The following is a 19,409-nucleotide window of genomic DNA, read 5'->3' on the forward strand; positions in this document are numbered from 1 at the left end:
CTCCGACACGACCGGCCGTCCGGCACGTCCGGCCGCTCGACCGGCGTTGCGCGACCCGTCGTGTCGGTGCCCCGGCCTACCGTCCTCGCCATGCACCTGGTCCCGCGCTCGACGCCCTTCGCCGGGCTGCCGGGTGCCACGGCCGTCGGCGGGCGCGGTCCCGTCCCCTCGGGGCCCGGTGTCCAGCTCACGCTCGACGCCGTCGGGACGCCGCTCGCGCAGGTGACGTTCGTGGTCGTCGACCTCGAGACCACGGGCGGCACGCCGGCGACGTCTGCCATCACCGAGATCGGCGCCGTCAAGGTGCGCGGCGGCGAGGTGCTGGGCGAGTTCCAGACCCTCGTCGACCCCGGCGGTCCCGTGCCCGCGTTCATCGCGGCGCTCACCGGGATCACGACGTCGATGGTGCGCGGCGCGCCCCGCATCGGAGAGGTGCTGCCCAGCTTCCTGGAGTTCGCGCGCGGCTCGGTGCTGGTCGCCCACAACGCCGGGTTCGACATCGGCTTCCTCAAGGCCGCGGCGGCCGAGCACGGCTACGCGTGGCCCGCGCACCAGGTCGTCGACACCGTCGCCCTCGCGCGGCGCGCGGTGACGCGCGACGAGGTGCCCAACCACAAGCTCTCGACGCTCGCCGGGTACTTCCGTGCGACGGTCACGCCCGACCACCGCGCGCTGTCCGACGCCCGCGCGACCGTGGACGTGCTCCACGCCCTCCTCGGGCGGCTCGGCCCGCTGGGCGTCACGCACCTCGAGGACCTGGCGACGGCGGCGGACCCGGTGCCCGCCGCGCGCCGCCGCAAGCGCCACCTCGCGGACGGGCTGCCGGACGCGCCGGGCGTCTACCAGTTCCGCGACGCGCGCGGCGAGATCCTCTACGTCGGGACCGCGACCTCGCTGCGCACCCGCGTGCGCAGCTACTTCACCGCCGCCGAGCACCGCCGCCGCATGAACGAGATGGTCGGGCTCGCCGAGCAGGTGGTCCCGATCGTCTGCGGCACCGTGCTCGAGGCCCGGGTGCGCGAGCTCCGGCTCATCGCGGAGCACTCGCCGCGCTACAACCGCCGCTCGCGCTCTCCCGAGCGCATGCCCTGGGTCCGCCTGACGGTCGAGCCCTACCCGCGCCTGTCGGTCGTCCGCGAGGTGCGCGCCGACGGCGGCCCGCGACCGGGCGAGGCCGAGGCGCACATCGGGCCCTTCGCGAGCCGCGCGGCGGCCCAGCAGGCGCTCGACGCGCTGCACGCGACGTTCCCCGTGCGCCAGTGCACCCCGCGGCTGCCGCGGGTCGCCGACCCGGCGGCCAGCCCGTGCGCGCTGGCCGGCATGGGTCGCTGCGGCGCGCCGTGCACGGGCGGCCAGGACGAGCAGGCCTACGGCGAGGTCGTCGCGGCCGTGCGCGACGCGATGCTCGGCGACCCCGGCCCCGTCGTCCGCGTGCACGCGGCCCGGATCGCCGCGCTGACCGCGGCCGAGCGCTTCGAGGAGGCCGCCGCCTGGCGGGACCAGCTCGCGGCGTTCCTGCGGGGGGCCGCCCGGGCCCAGCGGTCCCGCCGCGCCGCGGCGCACGCCCAGCTCGTCGCCGCACGGCCCCGCGACGGCGGCGGCTGGGAGGTCGCGGTCGTCCGCCACGGCCGCCTCTCGTCGACGACGGCGACCCCGCCGTGCGCCGACCCCCGTCCGGCGATCGGCGCGCTCGTCGCGACGGCGGAGCACGTCCCCGCACCCGTGCTGCCCGCCTCGGCCGCGCACCCCGAGGAGACCGACCTCGTCCTCGACTGGCTCGAGCAGCCCGGCGTGCGCCTCGTCGAGGTCGACGAGGGCTGGGCGTGCCCGGTGCACGGAGCGGAGGCGTTCCGCACGCCGGGAGCGACCGCCGCCGCGGTCTCGGCCGCGCAGGCGGCCGGTGACCTCGCCCGGACGACCACCGCTGCGCTCGACGCGCCCCTGCCGACCCTGGTGCCGGCGCCCCGCACGTGGGGCGTGGCACCGCTCCGCGCCGACGACGCCGAGGGCGGGGCCGGGCCGTTCGACGAGGCGGACGCCCTCGCACGCACCGCCGGCACGGCCGGGGCCGAGGGCTGGGCGCCGCCCCACGACGTCACGGGCCACCCCCTCGACCCGGCTACGCGGCAGCGCGGCGTGGGGGCATGATGGGTCGTCACCGCACCAAGGGAGAGGCACGCGCATGCTCACCGCCGTCGTCATGATCGACGCCGAACCGGCCCGCATCCCCGAGATCGCGACCGAGGTGGCGGAGGTGGCCGGCGTGAGCGAGGTCTACTCGGTCACCGGTGAGGTCGACCTCATCGCCATGGTCCGCGTGCGCGAGCACGAGCAGCTCGCCGACGTCATCGCGGACCGCATCAGCAAGGTCGACGGCGTGCTGCGCACGCAGACCTACATCGCGTTCCGCGCGTACTCGCAGCACGACCTCGAGGCGGCGTTCGACCTCGGGCTGGGCGACTGACGCGTCGGTCGCGCGCCGTCAGGACCGGCTCGAGGCCTCGACCCAGCGGCCGAGCACGGCCGCGGCGCTCCCCGAGTCGACGGACGCCGCCGCGAGGCCCAGGCCCGCCCGCAGGCGCTCGACGAGCGTCCCGCTCCCGGTGCCCTCGAGCGTGCCGTCCGCGACGAGCGCCGCCGCGGCGTTGAGCAGGACGGTCTGCCGGACCGGCCCCTGCTCGCCCTCGAGCACGCGCCGGACGACACCCGCGTTCGACGCGGCGTCACCCCCGCGGAGGTCGCCGACGGCGATCGCGTCGAGCCCGAGCTCGCCCGTCGGGTCCAGCTCCGTGCGCTCGACCTCGCCGTCCCGCACCCACCAGACGTCGGCCCGGCCGGTCGCGGCGAGCTCGTCGAGACCCTCGTGCCCGCGGAAGACGAGCGCCGACGTCCCGCGCGCGGCGAGCACTCCCGCCATGAGGCCCGCCATCCGCGCGTCGGGCACCCCGATCGCCGCGGCGGCCGGCTGCGCCGGGTTCGTCAGCGGGCCCAGGAAGTTGAAGATCGTCGGCACGCCGAGGCCGCTGCGGGCCGTCGCGGCGTGCCGCATGGACGGGTGGAAGACCTGCGCGAAGCAGAAGGTGATGCCCACCTCGCCCGCGAGGGCAGCGACGCGCTCGGGCGACTGGTCGAGCCGCACGCCGAGCGCCTCGAGCACGTCCGCCCCGCCGGTCGACGACGACGCGGCGCGGTTGCCGTGCTTGACGACGCGGACCCCCGCACCCGCGACCACGAGCGACGCCATGGTCGAGATGTTGACGGTGTGCATCATGTCGCCACCCGTGCCGACGATGTCGACCGCACGCCCGGGGACGCTGATGCGTCGCGCGTGCTGGAGCATCACCTCGACGAGCGCCGTGAGCTCCTCGACCGTCTCGCCCTTCGACCGCAGCGCGACGAGGAACCCGGCCAGCTGCACCGGGCTCGCGGAGCCGCTCATCACCTGGTCCATCGCCCAGCGCGCGTCGGCCGGCTCGAGGTCGGTCCCGGCGACGAGCCGGGTGAGCAGGCGCGGCCAGGTGGTCGCGGTCGTGTCGGGCCCCGTCGTCACACCGTCCCCCGGGTCACGCCGCGCGGGCGGTGCGCAGCAGCCCGGCGACGGCCTGCTGCAGCTCGATCGGGTCCAGCGGGCGCGAGACGACGGCGTCGGGCTGCGCCCACGACGCGAGCCACGCGTCCTGAGGACGCGCGATGAGCACGAGCACCGGGGGGCACCGGTAGACCTCGTCCTTGACCTGGCGGCACAGGCCGATGCCGCCGGCCTTGCCCGCCTCGCCGTCGAGCACGAGCAGGTCGAGCCCTCCGGCGTCCACGGTCGTGATCGCCATGTCGGGCGTCGCGACCTCGACCCACTCGACGGGCGGCAGGTCCTTGGAGATCCGGCGGCCCACGGCGAGCTTGACCTGCTCGCGGGTCTCGACGTGGTCGCTGTAGAGCAGGACGCGCAACGTCGTCGGGGCGTCCGCGCGGTCGGCGACCTCCCACTCGTCGCCGTCGTGCTGCCCGGTCGTGGCCATGAGTCCTCACCCGTCCTCGCGTCGCGTGCCGCCTGGCACCACCGCATCTTGGCACGTCCTGTGCAGACGGTGCGGACGCGACGTGGAGGCACGCGCCGCCCGAGCGGCGGCGACCCGGCGGCACTGTGATCGACTCGTGTCGTGCCGACCCGGGCCTTTGGACCCATGTCCGCCGCGCGTCGGCCATAATGACGGGGTGTCAACCGCAACGGCTGCCCCTGTCACGCGCCCGCACCTGAGCGTCAACCGACCGAACCCCGTCTCGGTCGGGACGATCGTGTGGCTCGCGAGCGAGCTGATGTTCTTCGCGGGGCTCTTCGCGATGTACTTCACGATCCGCTCGACGCTGCCCGAGCTCTGGACCGAGGAGACCGCGAAGCTCAACCTGACCTTCGCGACGGCGAACACCATCGTCCTCGTGCTCAGCTCCATCACGTGCCAGATGGGCGTGTGGGCCGCGGAGCGGTTCCAGCCGACCCGCACCGGCAGCCTGCTCCAGGTGAACCGCTGGGGCATGAACGAGTGGATGACGCTCACCTACCTCATGGGCGCGACCTTCATCGGCGGCCAGGTCTACGAGTACGCCGAGCTCGCGCACGAGGGTCTGACGATCTCCTCGAGCCCGTACGGCTCGGTCTTCTTCCTGACGACCGGCTTCCACGGCCTGCACGTCGTCGGCGGCCTCATCGCGTTCCTCGCCCTCCTCGGCCGCTCGTTCGCCGCGAAGCGGTTCGGCCACCACGAGGCGACGACGGCGATCGTCACCTCCTACTACTGGCACTTCGTCGACGTCGTGTGGATCGCGCTCTTCGGCGCGATCTACCTGATCCGATGACGCCCGCCTGCATCCGCCGGGGCCTCCCGGCGGGTAGTGGGTACAGGACCACCAGCGCAGACGCACCGCCGACGTGCACCGACGAGATGAGGACCGCTTCGTGAAGGCCATCGCCGCCCGCAGGAACCACCGGCTCGCCCCGGTGGTCCTGCTCCTGCTGGCGCTGCTCGTCACCGGGGGCCTGTACGCCGCCCTCGCCCCGAGCGCCGCCGGTGCCGCCGCCCCGGACGAGTCCGACGTCGAGGCGGGTGAGGCGCTCTTCCAGGCCAACTGCGCGACGTGCCACGGCCCGTCCGCCGAGGGACGCGAGGGCGTCCCGTCGCTCGTCGGCGTCGGCGCCGCGTCCGTCGACTTCCAGGTCTCCACGGGCCGCATGCCCATGCAGGCGAACGGCCCGCAGGCGCAGGCGAAGCCGCCGCAGTTCGACGAGGAGCAGATCGCGCAGCTCGCGGCGTACGTCGCGTCGCTCGGCCCCGGGCCGGCGATCCCCGCCCCCGAGCAGGTCGACCCGGCCGGCGGCGACGCGGCGAACGGCATGGCCCTGTTCCGCACCAACTGCGCGATGTGCCACGGCTCGATCGGCAAGGGCGGCGCCCTGTCCGAGGGCAAGTACGCCCCGTCGCTGACCAACAGCACGCCCACGCAGATCTACGAGGCGATGGTCACCGGGCCGCAGTCGATGCCCGTGTTCAACGACGCGAACCTCTCCCCCGACGAGAAGCAGGACATCATCGCCTTCCTCGAGGAGCAGAAGGCCGGCAGCCCCGGCGGCACCGACCTCGGCGCGATCGGCCCCGTGGCCGAGGGCCTGTGGGTCTGGGTCGTCGGCATCGGCCTGCTCATCGGCTGCGCGGTCTGGATCGGAGCGAAGTCCTCATGACCACCGACAACAGCTCGACCGGGCTCGAGGTCCGGCGCGACGGCTCGGCGCTGCCCGAGCGGTTCGAGAACCCCGGCCTCCCGCCGCACCGCGAGCGGATGGCCGACGTCGACCCGGCTGCGGACAAGAAGGGCGAGCGCCAGGTCGTCGCGCTGTTCGGCCTCTCCGTGCTCGGCACGATCGGCTTCCTCGTCGCCTACTTCGCGTTCCCGCCCGGCGAGTCGATCGCGAGCATGCGGCTGTCGAACCTGCTGCTCGGGCTCACGCTCTTCCTCGCGATGTTCAGCATCGGCATCGCCGCGGTCCACTGGGCCAAGGTGCTCATGTCCGACCACGAGCGTCAGGAGCCGCGCCACCCGCAGCGCCAGGACGCCGAGGTCCGCGCCGCGGCCGTCGCGACCCTCGAGGAGGGCGTGGCGGACTCGGGCATCGCCCGGCGCGGCGTGCTCAAGGGCGCGGTCGTCACCGCGCTCGCCCTGGCGCCCCTGAGCATCGCGGTGCCGCTCATCGGCGAGGTCGGCGGCGACTGGAACGTCTCCAAGTTCCGCCACACCGTGTGGCGCGCGGGCCGCCGGCTCGCCCGCGACCCCTCGGGCGAGCCGATCAAGGCGTCCGAGGTCACCATCGGGTCGGTGTTCCACGTCATCCCGGAGGGCCTGCGCGACGAGGAGCACTGGATCGAGGAGAAGGCCAAGGCCGTCGTGCTCATGGTCCGCCTCGACCCGGCCGACCTCACCGAGCGCGAGGAGCGCCGCGACTGGTCCTACGACGGGATCGTCGCCTACTCGAAGATCTGCACGCACGTCGGCTGCCCCGTGGCCCTCTACGAGCAGCAGACGCACCACCTCCTGTGCCCCTGCCACCAGTCGACGTTCGACATGGCGAACGAGGCGCGGGTGGTCTTCGGGCCGGCGAGCCGGCCCCTGCCCCAGCTGCCGATCACGGTCGACGACGAGGGCTACCTGGTCGCGCAGAGCGACTTCAACGAGCCGATCGGCCCGAGCTACTGGGAGCGGTTGAAGTGAGCACACCGACGACGGCGGCGCAGCGCGCCGCAGGTGGCGCGGCCGACTACCTCGACCAGCGCACCGGCATCAGCCTGGCCGTGAAGAACTTCGCGCGGAAGATCTTCCCGGACCACTGGTCCTTCCTCCTGGGCGAGATCGCCCTCTACTCGTTCGTGGTGCTCCTCATCACGGGCGTGTTCCTCACCCTGTTCTTCGTGCCGAGCATGGGCCTGGTCACGTACGAGGGCCCCTTCGCGCCGATGAACGGCGTCGAGATGTCCGAGGCGTTCGCCTCCACGCTCGACCTGTCGTTCGAGGTGACCGGCGGTCTGCTCATGCGGCAGATCCACCACTGGTCGGCGCTGCTCTTCATGGCCTCGATCGTCACGCACATGATGCGCGTCTTCTTCACCGGCGCCTTCCGTAAGCCGCGCGAGGTCAACTGGCTCGTGGGCTTCGTGCTCATGATCCTCGGCCTCGCCGCGGGCTTCACCGGCTACTCGCTGCCGGACGACGTGCTCTCGGGCAACGGCCTGCGCATCACCGACGGGGTCGTGAAGTCGATCCCGATCATCGGCAGCTACACGTCGTACTTCCTCTTCGGCGGCGAGTTCCCGGGCGAGCACATCATCCCGCGGCTCTTCACCGTCCACATCCTGCTGGTGCCGGGCCTCATCCTGGCCCTCATCGGTCTGCACCTGTTCTTCGTGGTGCTCCACAAGCACACCCACTTCCCCGGGCCGGGGCGCACCGAGCGCAACGTCGTCGGGTTCCCGCTCTTCCCCGTGTACGTCGCGAAGGCGGGTGGCTTCTTCTTCGTGGTGTTCGGCGTCCTCGCCCTCATGGGCGGCACGATGAGCATCAACCCGGTGTGGAACTACGGGCCCTACGACCCGTCGCCCGTCTCGGCCGGCGCCCAGCCCGACTGGTACATGCTCTTCCTCGAGGGCGCGCTCCGCATGATGCCCGGCCAAGGCACGGAGTGGGTGATCGGCGGCTACACCCTGCCGCTCAACGTGCTCATCCCCGCGATGGTCGTCCCGGGCATCCTGTTCACGCTCCTCGCGCTGTACCCCTTCATCGAGGCGTGGGCCACCGGCGACAAGCGCGAGCACCACGTGCTCGACCGCCCGCGCAACGCGCCGGTCCGCACGGCGACCGGTGTCGCGATCCTCACGGCGTTCTTCATCCTCATCCTCGCGGGCTCGAACGACCTCATCGCGACGCACTTCGCGCTGTCGATCAACGACATCACGAACGTGTTCCGCGTGCTGGTGCTCGTCCTGCCGTTCGTCGCGTTCTGGGCCACGAAGCGCATCTGCCTCGGCCTGCAGCGCAAGGACCGCGAGCTGGTGCTCCACGGGCACGAGACCGGACGCATCGTGCGCTTCGCCAACGGCGAGTACATCGAGGTGCACAAGCCCCTCGACGAGTACGAGCGGTGGATCCGGGTGCACCACGAGCCGCGTCGGCCGCTGGAGCTCCTGCCGGCCGAGGACGCGCGTGGCGTGCGCCGCAAGGGCTACCGCGCCGACGCGCTGCGCGCCCGGGTCTCGCGCTTCTTCTACGAGGACCGGGTCGAGCCGGTCACGCCTGCCGAGCTGGCTGCCGCGCACTCGCACGGCGAGCACGACGCCCTCCCGGCGGCGGACCACGAGGCCCGCGAGATCGGTGCCGGCTCGGGCGGCGGGCGTCACGCCGTCACCGGTGCCCCGCTCCCCGACGAGGGCGAGAACCCCCGTCCCCCCGTGCAGGACCACTGACGATCGACCAGAGTGGGCATCCCGGGCTCGTCACGCAGCGCTCGCGCGCCGCGGGGCGAGCCCGGTCCCGTTCACGACGTCCTGCCGCACGACCCGCAGTCCTGATCCGACCAGCAGTACGAGCCGTCGCGACAGCGACCCGACCGGAGGAGCAGCTTCATGGCTGACTACACCCTGCCCGATCTCCCGTACGACTACGCGGCGCTCGAGCCCCACATCTCGGGGCGCATCATGGAGCTGCACCACGACAAGCACCACGCCGCCTACGTGACGGGTGCCAACACGGCGCTCGAGAAGCTCGCGGAGGCGCGCGAGAAGGGCGACTTCGCGGCCGTCAACCTGCACGAGAAGAACCTCGCGTTCAACCTCGGCGGCCACGTCAACCACTCGGCGTTCTGGGCCAACCTGTCCCCCGAGGGCGGCGACCGTCCCGTGGGCGAGCTCGCCGCCGCGATCGACGAGTTCTTCGGCTCGTTCGACGCCTTCCAGGCGCACTTCGCCGCCACGGCCGTGGGCATCCAGGGCTCCGGCTGGGCGATCCTCGCGTGGGACTCGGTCGGCCAGAAGCTGGGCATCTTCCAGCTCTACGACCAGCAGGGCAACATCCCGCTGGGCATCGTGCCGATCGTCCTGCTCGACATGTGGGAGCACGCCTTCTACCTCGACTACGTCAACGTCAAGGCGGACTACGTCAAGGCGTGGTGGAACATCGTCAGCTGGGCCGACGCGGGTGCGCGCTTCGAGCGCGCACGCTCGCAGACCTCGGGCCTCATCGTCCCCTGACCTGCTCCCCCCGGAGCGTCCGACGGGCGCGGCGTGCTGCGGCGCGCCGCGCCCGTGGGCGTCCCGGAGCCCACCACCGCCCCTGGAGGGCTTCTGCTAGACAGGGGGCCGTGGACGCGCACCGGCAGACGCCCTGGGACCTCCGGCTCGAGTGGGGCCTCACCGGCGCCCGCGAGGTGGCGGGCCGGGCCGACGTGGCCGTCGTCGTCGACGTCCTCTCGTTCACGACGACGCTCTCGGTGGCCGCCGACCTCGGCACCCGCGTCGTGCCCTGCGACGTCCGGGGTGACGCCGCGGCGCTGGCGGCCCGGCACGGCGGCGTCGTCGCGTCGGGCCGCGAGGCCCGTGACGGCCGTCCGAGCCTCTCGCCCGCGTCGCTGCGCGTCGCACCGCCGGTCGAAACGCTCGTGCTGCCGTCACCGAACGGGTCCGCGATCAGCGCTGCCCTGGCGCTGGCGGGCTGCGTCGTCGTGGGCGCGTGCCTGCGGAACGCGTCGGCGGTGGCGGAGTGGGTCGCGACGCAGACCCCTGGCGTCGTCGCCGTGGTGCCCGCGGGCGAGCGGTGGCCGGACGGGGGCCTGCGCCCCGCCGTCGAGGACCTCTGGGGCGCAGGCGCCGTCGTGGACGCCCTCGCGCGCGCGGGCTACGACCCGTCCCCCGAGGCGGACGTCGCGCGGCGCTCGCACGGGGCCGTCGCCGGCCGCGTCGCCGCCGCACTGGGCGCCTGCGCGAGCGGCCGCGAGCTCGACGCCGCGGGCTTCGCCGCCGACGTCGCGATCGCGGCCGAGGCCGACGCGAGCCGCGCCGTCCCCGTGCTGCACGACGGGGTCTTCGCGCCCGCCTGACGCGGTCGCACCCTCCCCACGCGACGAGGCCCGCCCGCCCCGGAGGGCGGACGGGCGTCGTGGTGACGGACGTGGCCGTCGGGTCCGTCAGTGGGCGTGCTGCCCGCGGGAGAACTCGAAGACCCAGCCGACGAGGCCGATGATCCCGATGAAGGCGCCGATCGCGAGGAGCCACCAGCCGATGGCGAGCGACGCGAACGAGACCGCGGCCCCGAGCGCGAGGACCAGCGGCCACCAGCTCCAAGGGCTGAACACGCCCTGGTCGCCCGCGCCCTGCTCGACGTCGGCGTAGGGGTCGTCCTCGGGCCGCGCGTCGATGCGGCGCGCGAGGAGGGCCAGGTACCCGCCGATCATCGCGACGAGACCCGCCACGAGCAGCAGGCCCGCCGTGCCGACCGACTCCCAGTCGCTCCACCACCCGTAGACGAGGGCGCAGACGAGGAAGAAGGGCACCAGCAGCAGGAAGAGCTTCGTCTCGATCTTCATCGGCCGTCCTCGTCCCGGGCGTCGCCGCCGTCCACGTCGTCGCCCGGCTCGGGGCGACGACCCTCGTCCACGATGGTCGCGGAGGACTGCTCGGGCTCCGCGTCACCCGTCGCGAGCCGCTCGGCCGCGAGAGACACCTCGCCGCGACGGTCGGCCTCCCAGTCCAGCACGCCGGCGTCGGGCTCCACGTGGTCCATGGCGGCGACCTCGGGGTGGTGCAGGTCGAACGCGGGACGCTCGGAGCGGATGCGCGGCAGCGACGTGAAGTTGTGCCGCGGCGGCGGGCAGGACGTGGCCCACTCGAGCGAGTTGCCGTAGCCCCACGGGTCGTCGACCGTGACCTTGGGCGCCTTGCGCCACGTCACGTAGACGTTCCACAGGAACGGCAGCGTCGAGGCCGCGAGGACCATCGAGCCGACGGTCGACACCTGGTTCATCCAGGTGAAGCCGTCCTCGGGCATGTAGTCGGCGTAGCGCCGCGGCATGCCCATCGCGCCCAGCCAGTGCTGGATGAGGAACGTCGCGTGGAAGCCGAAGAACAGCAGCCAGAAGTGGATCTTGCCGAGCCGCTCGTCGAGCATGCGACCCGTGAACTTCGGCCACCAGAAGTAGAACCCGGCGAACATCGCGAACACGACCGTGCCGAACACGACGTAGTGGAAGTGCGCGACGACGAAGTACGTGTCCGAGACGTGGAAGTCCAGCGCGGGGCTCGACAGGATGATGCCGGTCAGGCCGCCGAAGAGGAACGTCACGAGGAAGCCGATCGACCACAGCATCGGCGTCTCGAACGTGAGCTTGCCGCGCCACATCGTGCCGATCCAGTTGAAGAACTTCACGCCGGTCGGCACCGCGATGAGCATCGTCATGAGCGCGAAGAACGGCAGCAGCACGGCGCCGGTGACGTACATGTGGTGCGCCCAGACGGTGACCGACAGGGCCGCGATCGCGATCGTGGCGTAGACGAGGCCCTTGTAGCCGAAGATCGGCTTGCGGCTGAACACCGGGAAGATCTCCGACACGATGCCGAAGAACGGCAGCGCGATGATGTAGACCTCGGGGTGGCCGAAGAACCAGAACAGGTGCTGCCACAGGATGGCGCCGCCGTGCTCGGGGTTGAAGACCTGCGACCCGAGCCGCCGGTCCGCGCCGAGCGCGAAGAGCGCGGCCGCCAGGGGCGGGAAGGCCATGAGCACGAGCAGGCTCGTCACCAGGGTGTTCCAGGTGAAGATCGGCATCCGGAACATCGTCATGCCGGGCGCACGCATGGTGAGGATCGTGGTGATGAAGTTCACCGCGCCGAGAATCGTGCCGAAGCCACCGAGCGCGAGCCCGAAGACCCACAGGTCACCACCGAGCCCTGGCGAGTACGTCGTCGTCGACAGCGGTGTGTAGGCGAACCAGCCGAACGACGCGGCGCCCTGCGGCGTGAAGAAGCCCGAGACCGCGATGATCCCGCCGAACAGGTAGAACCAGTACGCGAGCATGTTCAGGCGCGGGAAGGCGACGTCGGGCGCGCCGATCTGCAGCGGCATGATGACGTTCGCGAAGCCCGCGAACAGCGGCGTCGCGAAGAGCAGCAGCATGATCGTGCCGTGCATCGTGAAGAGCTGGTTGTACTGCTCCTTGCTCTGCACGATCTGGATGCCCGGCTCGAAGAGCTCGGCCCGGATCACGAGGGCCATGAGCCCCGCGATGCAGAAGAAGAAGAACGACGAGATGAGGTAGAGGTACCCGATCGTCTTGTGGTCGGTCGAGGTGATCCACTTGATCACCGTGCGACCCAGGGTCTGGCGGCGCGGCGCCAGGCCCGGGATCGTCTCCGCAACGGCGGCCATCAGCCCTCCCCGCTCGGGATCGCGTTGTCGTCGCCGCGGTTCTGCGTGCGATCGAGGGAGGAGTCGAGCGCGCCGGTCTGGCCGGCCTCGCGCAGCTCCTCCATGTGCGCGTCGTACTCCTCGCGGGAGACGACGGCGACGTTGAAGAGCATCCCGGAGTGGAACTCGCCGCAGAACTCGGCGCACTTGCCGGCGTAGACGCCCTCGTGGGTCGGGACGACCTGGAAGACGTTCGGGCGGCCGGGGATCATGTCGCGCTTGTAGAGGAACGCGGGGACCCAGAACGAGTGCACGACGTCGCGCGCGGAGAGCTGGATCTCGACCCGCTCGTCGACCGGCAGGTACAGCGTCGGGAGCTGCTCGGGGTTGCCGGGCTCGCCGACGTCGATGACGTGCTGACCCGTGTCGTAGACGTCGTCGTCGAGGTAGTTGAAGTCCCAGCTCCACTGCTTGCCCACGACCTCGACCGTGACGTCGGGCGTCGCGCTGATGTCGTCGATCGCCGCGGTGTCCCGCTCCGTGTAGAAGTACAGGACGCCGATCATGAGCACGGGCAGGATCACGTACATGATCTCGAGCGGCACGTGGTACCGGAGCTGCACGGGCAGCGTGTCGTCGTCGCGACGCTTCCGGTAGACCGCGACGCACCAGAGGATGAGGCCCCACGTGATGAGGCCGACGACCAGTGCGGCGATCCACGACCCGGTCCACAGGGTCGTGATGCGCTCGGTCATGTTGGTGACCTCTTCGCCGTCCTCCGCCCCGGGGAGGAAGCCCCGCTGGGCCTCCGCGGAGCAGCCGGTCGCGACCAGCGCCACCGCGGCGGCGAGCGCCGAGGCACGGGCGACGCCTCGGCGTCGACGGGGGTGTTGCACGTCCAAGGGGTGCCTCTCCAGTCATGCGTCCCCGGTCCGCACCACCGCCTCGGGCGGCCCGACCGGGACTTACGTCCTCGACCCGAGCAGCCTAGCGTGCGCGGACGTCGTCGCAGGCCGGACGGCACGCCCGACGACGGCTAGCGTGGGCGCGTGGGACAGCCAGCGCACGACGCGCCGACCGACGGCGCCGCGCGGCACCGCGTCTACCTCGACGCGGGCGGGCGCGCGCCCGTCCACCCGGCCGGCCGCGCCGCCTACGACGCCGCCCTGGCCGAAGGCTGGGCGGACCCGCGCCGGCTCCACGCCGAGGGCCGCCGGGCGCGCCTCCTGCTCGAGCAGGCGCGCGAGGCGCTGGCCGCGGAGCTCGGCTGCCGCACGCCCGAGGTGCATCTCGCGCCCAGCCACACCGCGGCCCTGCACGCGGCGGTCCGCGGCCTCGCGCGGGGCCGCCGCCGCACCGGCCGGGGCGTCGTCGCGTCGGCCGTCGAGCGCGCCGCGGTCCTCGCGGCCGGGCGTTGGGTCGCGGAGGACACCCTGACGGTCGTGCCGGTCGACCGCGTGGGCCGGGTCGATCTCGACGCGTGGCGCGGCGCGGTCACCTCCCCCGGCGTCGCCCTCGCGGCCCTCCAGCACGCCAACGGCGAGGTCGGCACGGTTCAGCCCGTCGAGGCGGCCCACGAGGCGGCGCGGTCGGCCGGCGTGCCGCTAATCGTCGACGCCGGCGCGAGCGTCGGGCACGTGGCGCTGCCCGCGGTGTGGGACGTCTTGGCCGCCGACCCCGGCGACTGGGGCGCGCCAGCCGGCGTCGGCGTGCTCGCGATTCGCAGCTCGGTGCGCGCCGTCCCGGACGCGCCCGAGGACGAGGACGCGTGGTTCCCCGGCGGCGTGAGCGTCCCGGCGGCCTTCGCCGCGGCCGTGTCCTTGCGCGCGGTGCTGGCCGAGCGCGAGGCCGCCGACGCGCGCCGTCGCGCCGCCGTCGAGCGGATCCGCGCCGCCGCCGCGACGGTGCCCGACGTCGACGTCGCAGGCGACGCCGACGCCCGGCTCCCCCACGTCCTGACGTTCTCCTGCCTCTACGTGGACGGCGAAGCGATCGTCGGCGAGCTCGACCGCCGCGGCTTCGCGGTCGGCTCGGGCTCGGCCTGCACGTCGAGCGCGCTCGAGCCGAGCCACGTCCTCGCGGCCATGGGCGTGCTGACGCACGGCAACGTGCGCCTCGCCCTGCCGGTCGATGTGCGCGACGACGACGTCGACCGGTTCTGCGCGGCGCTGCCCGAAGCCGTCGCCGCGGTCCGGGACGCCGCAGGCGTCGTCGGACTGTGACCGCCGACGACGAAGTCGTGCGTGTTGACGCGCGCGGCCTGCGCTGCCCGCTGCCGGTCATCCGGCTCGCCGCGGTGGCGAAGACCCTGGCCGCCGGCACCGTGATCGAGGTCCTCTGGACGGACCCGGCCGCCCGGCACGACATCCCGGCCTGGGCACGCATGCGCGGCCACGAGGTAGTCGGGACGATCATCGAGGACGACGTTAGGGGCGTGACGATGGTGCGGCTCGGGCCGGCTCCCGTAGCGGGCCGACATGGTTGCGTTGGTCGCCGTCGCCGGGGTGCCCCCTATTGAGACGCCTCCAGCAGTCGCGATCTACGCCCGCGTCTCACCGGACGCGTTGGGCAGGGCGCTCAGCGTCGAGCGCAGTTGCAGATTGCCGACGCCTTGCCCGTAAGCACGGCGACTGTCACTGCGGAGTACCTCGAGAACGACCTGTCCGCCCGCGAGGCCTCCACCGCTCGTCCTGCCTGCGGGCGGATGTCTGCAGACCACGACGCAGATCCGAGACGCGGTGACCGCTTACCTCCAAGTGCGGGAGGCCATCATCACCCCTCCTCAGGGCGATCGGGTGCTGGGCGTCCTAGCCGCGAAGAGTGTCAGCGGGCGCCGGGCCCGCGGGACAATACCGTCTCTCGTAGAAACTGCGGTACGGCTTGTGCGGCGAAGGGCTGTTCACGTTCCCGCGCCGCAAGAGCTGCGCTACATGTGCTCCAAGGCACAACCACGGCGGCCGCGGCAGCTGACCGTCGCCGCAGAGCGCGTTGAGCAGTTGCTCACCGAAGCCGTCCCGCTGCGACCTGGACACCGGAAGTCGCTAATGCCCTGGCCGGGCGCCGCAGCGCCGGTGAGCGCGAGGCCGCTGCGCGAGCGGCGCCGGGGCCAGGCGCGGCTCAGTCGACCGTGCCGCTGGGCGGGGCGTCCGAAGGTCCGTCAGCGCTCCGCTGGTCTGGCTGGTCCGGCTCGTCGCTGTTGCCCTCAGCTCCCGGCCCTGCCGAGTCAGGGCTCTCGGAGCCTGGAATGTCCGACTCGTTTAGGCGCTCAACTTTGGCGGTGTCGGAATCTCCAAGGGGCTCAGGCGGCCCAGCTATGCCCTGCGTCAGGTCAACCTTCCGACCCTCGAGGACGCCGTGTGTCAGGTCGAGTTTCAGATCCTTGAACAGGCCCTGCGTCAGGTCAAACTTCAGATCCTTGAACAAATCCTGCGTCAGGTCGAACTTCAGATCCTTGAACAGATCCTGCGTCAGGTCAAACTTCAGATCCTTGAACAGATCCTGCGTCAGGTCGAACTTCAGGTCCTTGAACAGATCCTGCGTCAGGTCGAAGTGGAGACCATCGAACACGTCCTGCGTTGGGTAGAACTTCAAGTCATTGAGCATCTCGCGCGTCACATCGGCCTCGAAGCCGAGCAGTCCACCGGTGGGTGACGCTCCGCGCACCCAGTGAAGCCGACCAGGATCGTCCGGTCTTGCTGTGACACGACTGACTTCACCACCCAGCGGCTTATCAAACCTGCCAAATTGAAGCATGCCCGCAAACAGCAACGGCTTGCGCACTGTGTAAACGGCGTGCTCCGGACCCTGCGCAACCAGGTGCACCGCCTCCGCGTCGCCAAGGGCAGCGCCAAGCGGAACTCGGATCAGGATTTCTGTGTCAGCCTCAACCAGGAAGTCAGCGACGGCTTGGTCATCGGATACTGACCCCCGGACTGTGAATGTCATTCCCCGCATTGCGCCAACGGACTCAAGCATTGCGCTCTCCGAAGCCCGCGGCAGCGCGCATGCCCGGGCGCTAAGTTGCTCTCCAATACTCTCCTTGAGCAAGCTTTCAACAAACCGTCCGACAGTCTCGGCTTTCAGCTCGTCGCGGAGCGACTTGAGTTCCTCTCCTTCGCCGGAACGCTGCGCCAACGCCAGCGGAATGTCCCCAAGAACTTGGCGGAGCCGCACCCTCCCATTCGATGCCTGCTCGCCCAGGTCTTCCTTCAAGTGCTCATGAAAGCCTGTCTTCAAGTCGTCCATAAAGTCCGTATCCGTGGTGACAAAGACGAAAGATTCTTCTTCGGCGTTGGCCCGAACAAGCTCGAGGAAACTGAGCCATACGAGAGTGTCCCGATACCCGTCACCTCTTTCGTCGCACGGTCGCCTCCGAGCAACGGAGCGGGCAATCACTTCCGAATGCGACACAGCGGGAGTCGGCAGAACGCTCACGCCAGCCTCCACAAGCGACGATTGCAAATGCTCCCGATACACCTCGCCGCGCCGGCGCAGCGCGGCGCGTGTGTCATCGGCGTCTGATCCTGCGCCGAGCCTGCCCCAGGACCGAGCAGTCTTGTCTAGAGCTTCGACATGCTGCGCAATCGCTCGGTCATAGCCCGCAACTGCCTCCGCGACAGCGACCTCGCTAGTGAAGAGCCGGAGCGACCAAGATTCTGGTGCATGCGCGAGGACCCGCCACACGGCGCCGGCACACATGAAGTCCTGCATCAGGATGTTGGCGTCGAGGAAGGCGATCACGAGGACAGTCTGCACCCACGCCTTCAGCGGCCTGCGGAAGGTGCGCTGTTGCGGAGCGAGGTGTCGCTCGGCGGAGCCGCCACCGGATGTAGCACACCTCGCCCAGGCCCGGCGGGCGGTGCGTGCAGGGCTTTGGACAGCCGGTCCAGCGCGATCACCGCCCGTAGTTGAGGCTAGTAGGCGAAAACGTCGCCGCTCCCCCGAAGGTCGGTTTCGACGCGCGTCGGGAGGTAGGCGAAGCTCTGCTCCACAAGGTCCGCCACGCCGTTCGCGCGCGCCGCACCCATCAACCGATCGAAGAGTGGCAGGAGGAACTCGACATCTCTGACCGCATACCGCAACTGCTCTTCGCTGAGGTCCTCGGCAAACCAGTCAGACACCTGCTGAGTCTTATCGAGTTCGACCCCGAGGTATCGTGAGAGAACCGGCTTCAAGCTGTGTTCCCGTCCAGCGAGCCCTGGATGGACGATTTTGGACAGGATCTTTGTACACGCCACTCCTCGGGGCGCGATTCTCCAGTGGTGTCGCATGAAGCGAAGATCGAACGCGGCGTGGTGAAATACCTTGACGACGCGTTCAGAGTTGAGCAGGTCTCTAAGCCGGTCAGGCACGGCGTCGTTTAGGCGAACCACCTCAGTGCCGATGTCGGCAACGTGCAGTTGACAAGTGGCGATCTGATCGGTAGCCCAATCGAGACCGCTCGTCTCAATGTCCCAAGCGACGAGGCGCGCGTCGCGTACCGCCCATTCAAATTCGGGGCTGAGGTCTCCAGACACCACTCGTATTGCACCTGTGGCGAGCATCATGCAGTTCCCTTCTGGAGGCCGGCGAGCGGCACCTCGACGCTTTGCCCATGAATCGCTTCGAGTTCGGCGAGAAAGTAGTCCTTGAAAGTGCCGTCGGTGAGGGCGATCGCTGGCACGCTACCCCGCTGCCGCTTGTGTGAGTAGAGCGTCACCAAGACTGTCTCGTCGAAGCGGTAGCAGGTAAAAGTGGGGTCACCCGCTCGGTAGTAGACGCGAATGTCCGCAGAATCGGGACCTGATAGCGTTGCCATTTCGTGTGCCATCTCGAGCACGCTGGCCTGAATCTTCTCCGGAGTATAGTCGTACCTCTGTGCAAGGACCTTCATGGTGGACTCGTCCTTGGGATCCGGAAGGAAGATTCTCAGCTTATTTCGCTTCTTGGCGGTGAACTCCTGGAGTCGCGGCCAATGCAGTTTACGCCAACTGCTCCCGTACGAGATGAAAACGTCAATCTCATGCGCCGACTTGAAATGTTCATCCCATTCTATATCCATCCAGTTCATGGTCATCTGCACAACCCCGGCCGCCTGAACTTCCGAAGAGACGCGGACCTTTGCAAGCACCTCGCGGATGAGGTCGCGCTTTCCCCTCAGGTCCCACAGCACGGAAAGGCCGCCCGTCACCACCAGCAGTCCGCCGAGCTCGTTAACAAGCGACCTTTGCCAATCGCGGCTCGCCAATGAGTCCCACGACGCAGCGACAACCATCAGCGCCAGCCCAAGGACAACGCCCAGCAATGCCAGCAGCACGGTGGAGTAATTCGTGATCTTCTCCGCAAGAGTGCTGTCGATATCACGTCGCACGGGCGCTCCTCGCCGCTGGTTCATGCCGCCAACCCTAGACGCCGCCACCGACACTTGCGGGGAGGCCGCCCGACTGCATGAGTCTCCGTATGAATAGTGCCGTTGTCGACGTGTGCGCCCGCAGCAGCGCCTTCCCCGACGCGAGGAGGGCCGGCACCGTGTCGGTGCCGGCCCTCGTCGGGTGTCAGGTGGTGCTCAGGCGAACGAGCCGCCGCACGCGCAGGAGCTGCCCGCGTTCGGGTTGTCGATCGTGAAGCCCTGCTTCTCGATGGTGTCCGCGAAGTCGATCTTCGCGCCGTCGAGGTACGGGACGCTCATGCGGTCCACGACGACCTCGACGCCGTCGTAGTCGCGCACGGCGTCGCCGTCGAGCAGGCGCTCGTCGAAGTACAGCTGGTAGATGAGGCCGGAGCAGCCGCCCGGCTGCACGGCCACGCGCAGGCGGAGGTCGTCACGACCCTCCTGCTCGAGCAGCGTGCGGACCTTGCCGGCCGCGACGTCGCTCAGCTCGACGCCGTGGGTGGCGGTCTGGGTGGTCTCGCTCATGGTGTCTCCGCGGTTCTCGGGTCCGGCTGACGATCAGTCACCGCTGTCGCTCCGTCACGTGCTGGTCCGGCGCGCTCGGGCG

At 70.7% G+C, this 19,409-nt stretch carries 19 protein-coding genes; 10 read left to right on the forward strand and 9 right to left on the reverse strand.

The window, feature by feature from the left end; all coding sequences use genetic code 11:
* Positions 1–90 precede the first annotated feature (90 nt).
* Together JIG38_RS13010 and JIG38_RS13015 are read left to right on the forward strand one after the other, a co-directional pair.
* The gene (locus JIG38_RS13010; RefSeq protein WP_199424240.1) at positions 91–2,148 is read left to right on the forward strand and encodes a DEDD exonuclease domain-containing protein; all 2,058 of its coding nucleotides are present in this window, start codon (positions 91–93) and stop codon (positions 2,146–2,148) included.
* A 34-nt stretch (positions 2,149–2,182) separates the two neighbouring features.
* Positions 2,183–2,464 (forward strand): Lrp/AsnC family transcriptional regulator, encoded by a 282-nt coding sequence (locus JIG38_RS13015; RefSeq protein WP_199424241.1) that lies wholly within the window; start codon positions 2,183–2,185, stop codon positions 2,462–2,464.
* 18 nt (positions 2,465–2,482) lie between these two features.
* On the opposite strand, the gene trpD is transcribed toward JIG38_RS13015, so the two are convergent.
* Both trpD and JIG38_RS13025 read right to left on the reverse strand, forming a co-directional pair.
* Complete coding sequence (gene trpD / locus JIG38_RS13020) at positions 2,483–3,550, reverse strand: anthranilate phosphoribosyltransferase (RefSeq protein WP_199424242.1); 1,068 nt, start codon at positions 3,548–3,550, stop codon at positions 2,483–2,485.
* 13 nt (positions 3,551–3,563) lie between these two features.
* A complete protein-coding gene (locus JIG38_RS13025; RefSeq protein WP_233404940.1) occupies positions 3,564–4,016 on the reverse strand; it encodes a hypothetical protein in 453 nt (150 codons plus the stop codon).
* Between the two features lie 196 nt (positions 4,017–4,212).
* Between JIG38_RS13025 and ctaE the strand changes: the two genes are divergently transcribed.
* From ctaE to JIG38_RS13055, 6 genes are all read left to right on the forward strand, one after another.
* Complete coding sequence (gene ctaE / locus JIG38_RS13030; protein WP_199424243.1) at positions 4,213–4,851, forward strand: aa3-type cytochrome oxidase subunit III; 639 nt, start codon at positions 4,213–4,215, stop codon at positions 4,849–4,851.
* A 100-nt stretch (positions 4,852–4,951) separates the two neighbouring features.
* Entirely contained in the window at positions 4,952–5,731 is a 780-nt protein-coding gene (gene qcrC, locus JIG38_RS13035; RefSeq protein WP_199424244.1) for a cytochrome bc1 complex diheme cytochrome c subunit, read from the forward strand.
* Entirely contained in the window at positions 5,728–6,756 is a 1,029-nt protein-coding gene (qcrA, locus tag JIG38_RS13040; protein WP_199424245.1) for a cytochrome bc1 complex Rieske iron-sulfur subunit, read from the forward strand. Before qcrC ends, qcrA begins: the two co-directional genes overlap by 4 nt.
* On the forward strand, positions 6,753–8,501 hold the full coding sequence (qcrB, locus tag JIG38_RS13045) for a cytochrome bc1 complex cytochrome b subunit (protein ID WP_199424246.1): 1,749 nt from the start codon (positions 6,753–6,755) through the stop codon (positions 8,499–8,501). The genes qcrA and qcrB overlap by 4 nt, the downstream gene beginning before the upstream one ends.
* Before the next feature lie 159 nt (positions 8,502–8,660).
* Positions 8,661–9,284: a superoxide dismutase gene (locus tag JIG38_RS13050; RefSeq protein WP_199424247.1), complete on the forward strand. Its 624-nt coding sequence runs from the start codon at positions 8,661–8,663 to the stop codon at positions 9,282–9,284.
* A 110-nt stretch (positions 9,285–9,394) separates the two neighbouring features.
* Positions 9,395–10,129: a 2-phosphosulfolactate phosphatase gene (locus JIG38_RS13055; RefSeq protein WP_199424248.1), complete on the forward strand. Its 735-nt coding sequence runs from the start codon at positions 9,395–9,397 to the stop codon at positions 10,127–10,129.
* 87 nt (positions 10,130–10,216) lie between these two features.
* Here the strand turns inward: JIG38_RS13055 and JIG38_RS13060 are convergent, their stop codons facing one another.
* From JIG38_RS13060 to ctaC, 3 genes are read right to left on the reverse strand one after another with little or no spacing between them, the layout of a single operon-like run.
* Positions 10,217–10,615, reverse strand: a complete 399-nt coding sequence (locus tag JIG38_RS13060) for a cytochrome c oxidase subunit 4 (RefSeq protein WP_199424249.1) — start codon at positions 10,613–10,615, stop codon at positions 10,217–10,219.
* Complete coding sequence (gene ctaD, locus JIG38_RS13065; protein ID WP_233404941.1) at positions 10,612–12,453, reverse strand: aa3-type cytochrome oxidase subunit I; 1,842 nt, start codon at positions 12,451–12,453, stop codon at positions 10,612–10,614. Before ctaD ends, JIG38_RS13060 begins: the two co-directional genes overlap by 4 nt.
* Positions 12,453–13,334 carry an aa3-type cytochrome oxidase subunit II gene (gene ctaC, locus JIG38_RS13070; RefSeq protein WP_199424250.1) on the reverse strand — a complete coding sequence of 294 codons (882 nt, stop codon included), beginning with the start codon at positions 13,332–13,334 and terminating at the stop codon, positions 12,453–12,455. The genes ctaD and ctaC overlap by 1 nt, the downstream gene beginning before the upstream one ends.
* Before the next feature lie 147 nt (positions 13,335–13,481).
* Here ctaC and JIG38_RS13075 point away from each other — a divergent pair, with 147 nt between their 5' ends.
* Positions 13,482–14,654, forward strand: coding sequence for a cysteine desulfurase family protein (locus JIG38_RS13075; protein WP_199424251.1), 1,173 nt, complete (start codon positions 13,482–13,484; stop codon positions 14,652–14,654).
* Complete coding sequence (locus JIG38_RS13080; RefSeq protein WP_307844905.1) at positions 14,651–14,950, forward strand: sulfurtransferase TusA family protein; 300 nt, start codon at positions 14,651–14,653, stop codon at positions 14,948–14,950. Before JIG38_RS13075 ends, JIG38_RS13080 begins: the two co-directional genes overlap by 4 nt.
* Before the next feature lie 599 nt (positions 14,951–15,549).
* Here JIG38_RS13080 and JIG38_RS13085 read toward each other — a convergent pair.
* The 4 genes from JIG38_RS13085 to JIG38_RS13100 all read right to left on the reverse strand — a co-directional run bounded on the left by JIG38_RS13085 (position 15,550) and on the right by JIG38_RS13100 (position 19,327).
* Positions 15,550–17,172 carry a PIN domain-containing protein gene (locus tag JIG38_RS13085; protein ID WP_199424252.1) on the reverse strand — a complete coding sequence of 541 codons (1,623 nt, stop codon included), beginning with the start codon at positions 17,170–17,172 and terminating at the stop codon, positions 15,550–15,552.
* Between the two features lie 173 nt (positions 17,173–17,345).
* Positions 17,346–17,978, reverse strand: coding sequence for a ribonuclease D (locus JIG38_RS13090; protein WP_199424253.1), 633 nt, complete (start codon positions 17,976–17,978; stop codon positions 17,346–17,348).
* Complete coding sequence (locus JIG38_RS13095) at positions 17,975–18,805, reverse strand: hypothetical protein (RefSeq protein ID WP_199424254.1); 831 nt, start codon at positions 18,803–18,805, stop codon at positions 17,975–17,977. Before JIG38_RS13095 ends, JIG38_RS13090 begins: the two co-directional genes overlap by 4 nt.
* A gap of 171 nt (positions 18,806–18,976) precedes the next feature.
* Positions 18,977–19,327: a HesB/IscA family protein gene (locus JIG38_RS13100; RefSeq protein WP_199424255.1), complete on the reverse strand. Its 351-nt coding sequence runs from the start codon at positions 19,325–19,327 to the stop codon at positions 18,977–18,979.
* Positions 19,328–19,409: the final 82 nt, after the last annotated feature.

The organism is Actinotalea solisilvae, assembly GCF_016464425.1.
GTDB classification, from domain to species: domain Bacteria; phylum Actinomycetota; class Actinomycetes; order Actinomycetales; family Cellulomonadaceae; genus Actinotalea; species Actinotalea solisilvae.

Bases quoted from the DNA above. Each gene is read 5' to 3' on its own strand.
- JIG38_RS13025 (WP_233404940.1), bottom strand. From the start codon at position 4,016: ATGGCCACGACCGGGCAGCACGACGGCGACGAGTGGGAGGTCGCCGAC.
- JIG38_RS13090 (WP_199424253.1), bottom strand. From the start codon at position 17,978: ATGATGCTCGCCACAGGTGCAATACGAGTGGTGTCTGGAGACCTCAGC.
- JIG38_RS13015 (WP_199424241.1), top strand. From the start codon at position 2,183: ATGCTCACCGCCGTCGTCATGATCGACGCCGAACCGGCCCGCATCCCC.
- JIG38_RS13095 (WP_199424254.1), bottom strand. From the start codon at position 18,805: ATGAACCAGCGGCGAGGAGCGCCCGTGCGACGTGATATCGACAGCACT.
- JIG38_RS13100 (WP_199424255.1), bottom strand. From the start codon at position 19,327: ATGAGCGAGACCACCCAGACCGCCACCCACGGCGTCGAGCTGAGCGAC.
- JIG38_RS13060 (WP_199424249.1), bottom strand. From the start codon at position 10,615: ATGAAGATCGAGACGAAGCTCTTCCTGCTGCTGGTGCCCTTCTTCCTC.
- qcrA (WP_199424245.1), top strand. From the start codon at position 5,728: ATGACCACCGACAACAGCTCGACCGGGCTCGAGGTCCGGCGCGACGGC.
- ctaD (WP_233404941.1), bottom strand. From the start codon at position 12,453: ATGGCCGCCGTTGCGGAGACGATCCCGGGCCTGGCGCCGCGCCGCCAG.
- JIG38_RS13010 (WP_199424240.1), top strand. From the start codon at position 91: ATGCACCTGGTCCCGCGCTCGACGCCCTTCGCCGGGCTGCCGGGTGCC.
- JIG38_RS13050 (WP_199424247.1), top strand. From the start codon at position 8,661: ATGGCTGACTACACCCTGCCCGATCTCCCGTACGACTACGCGGCGCTC.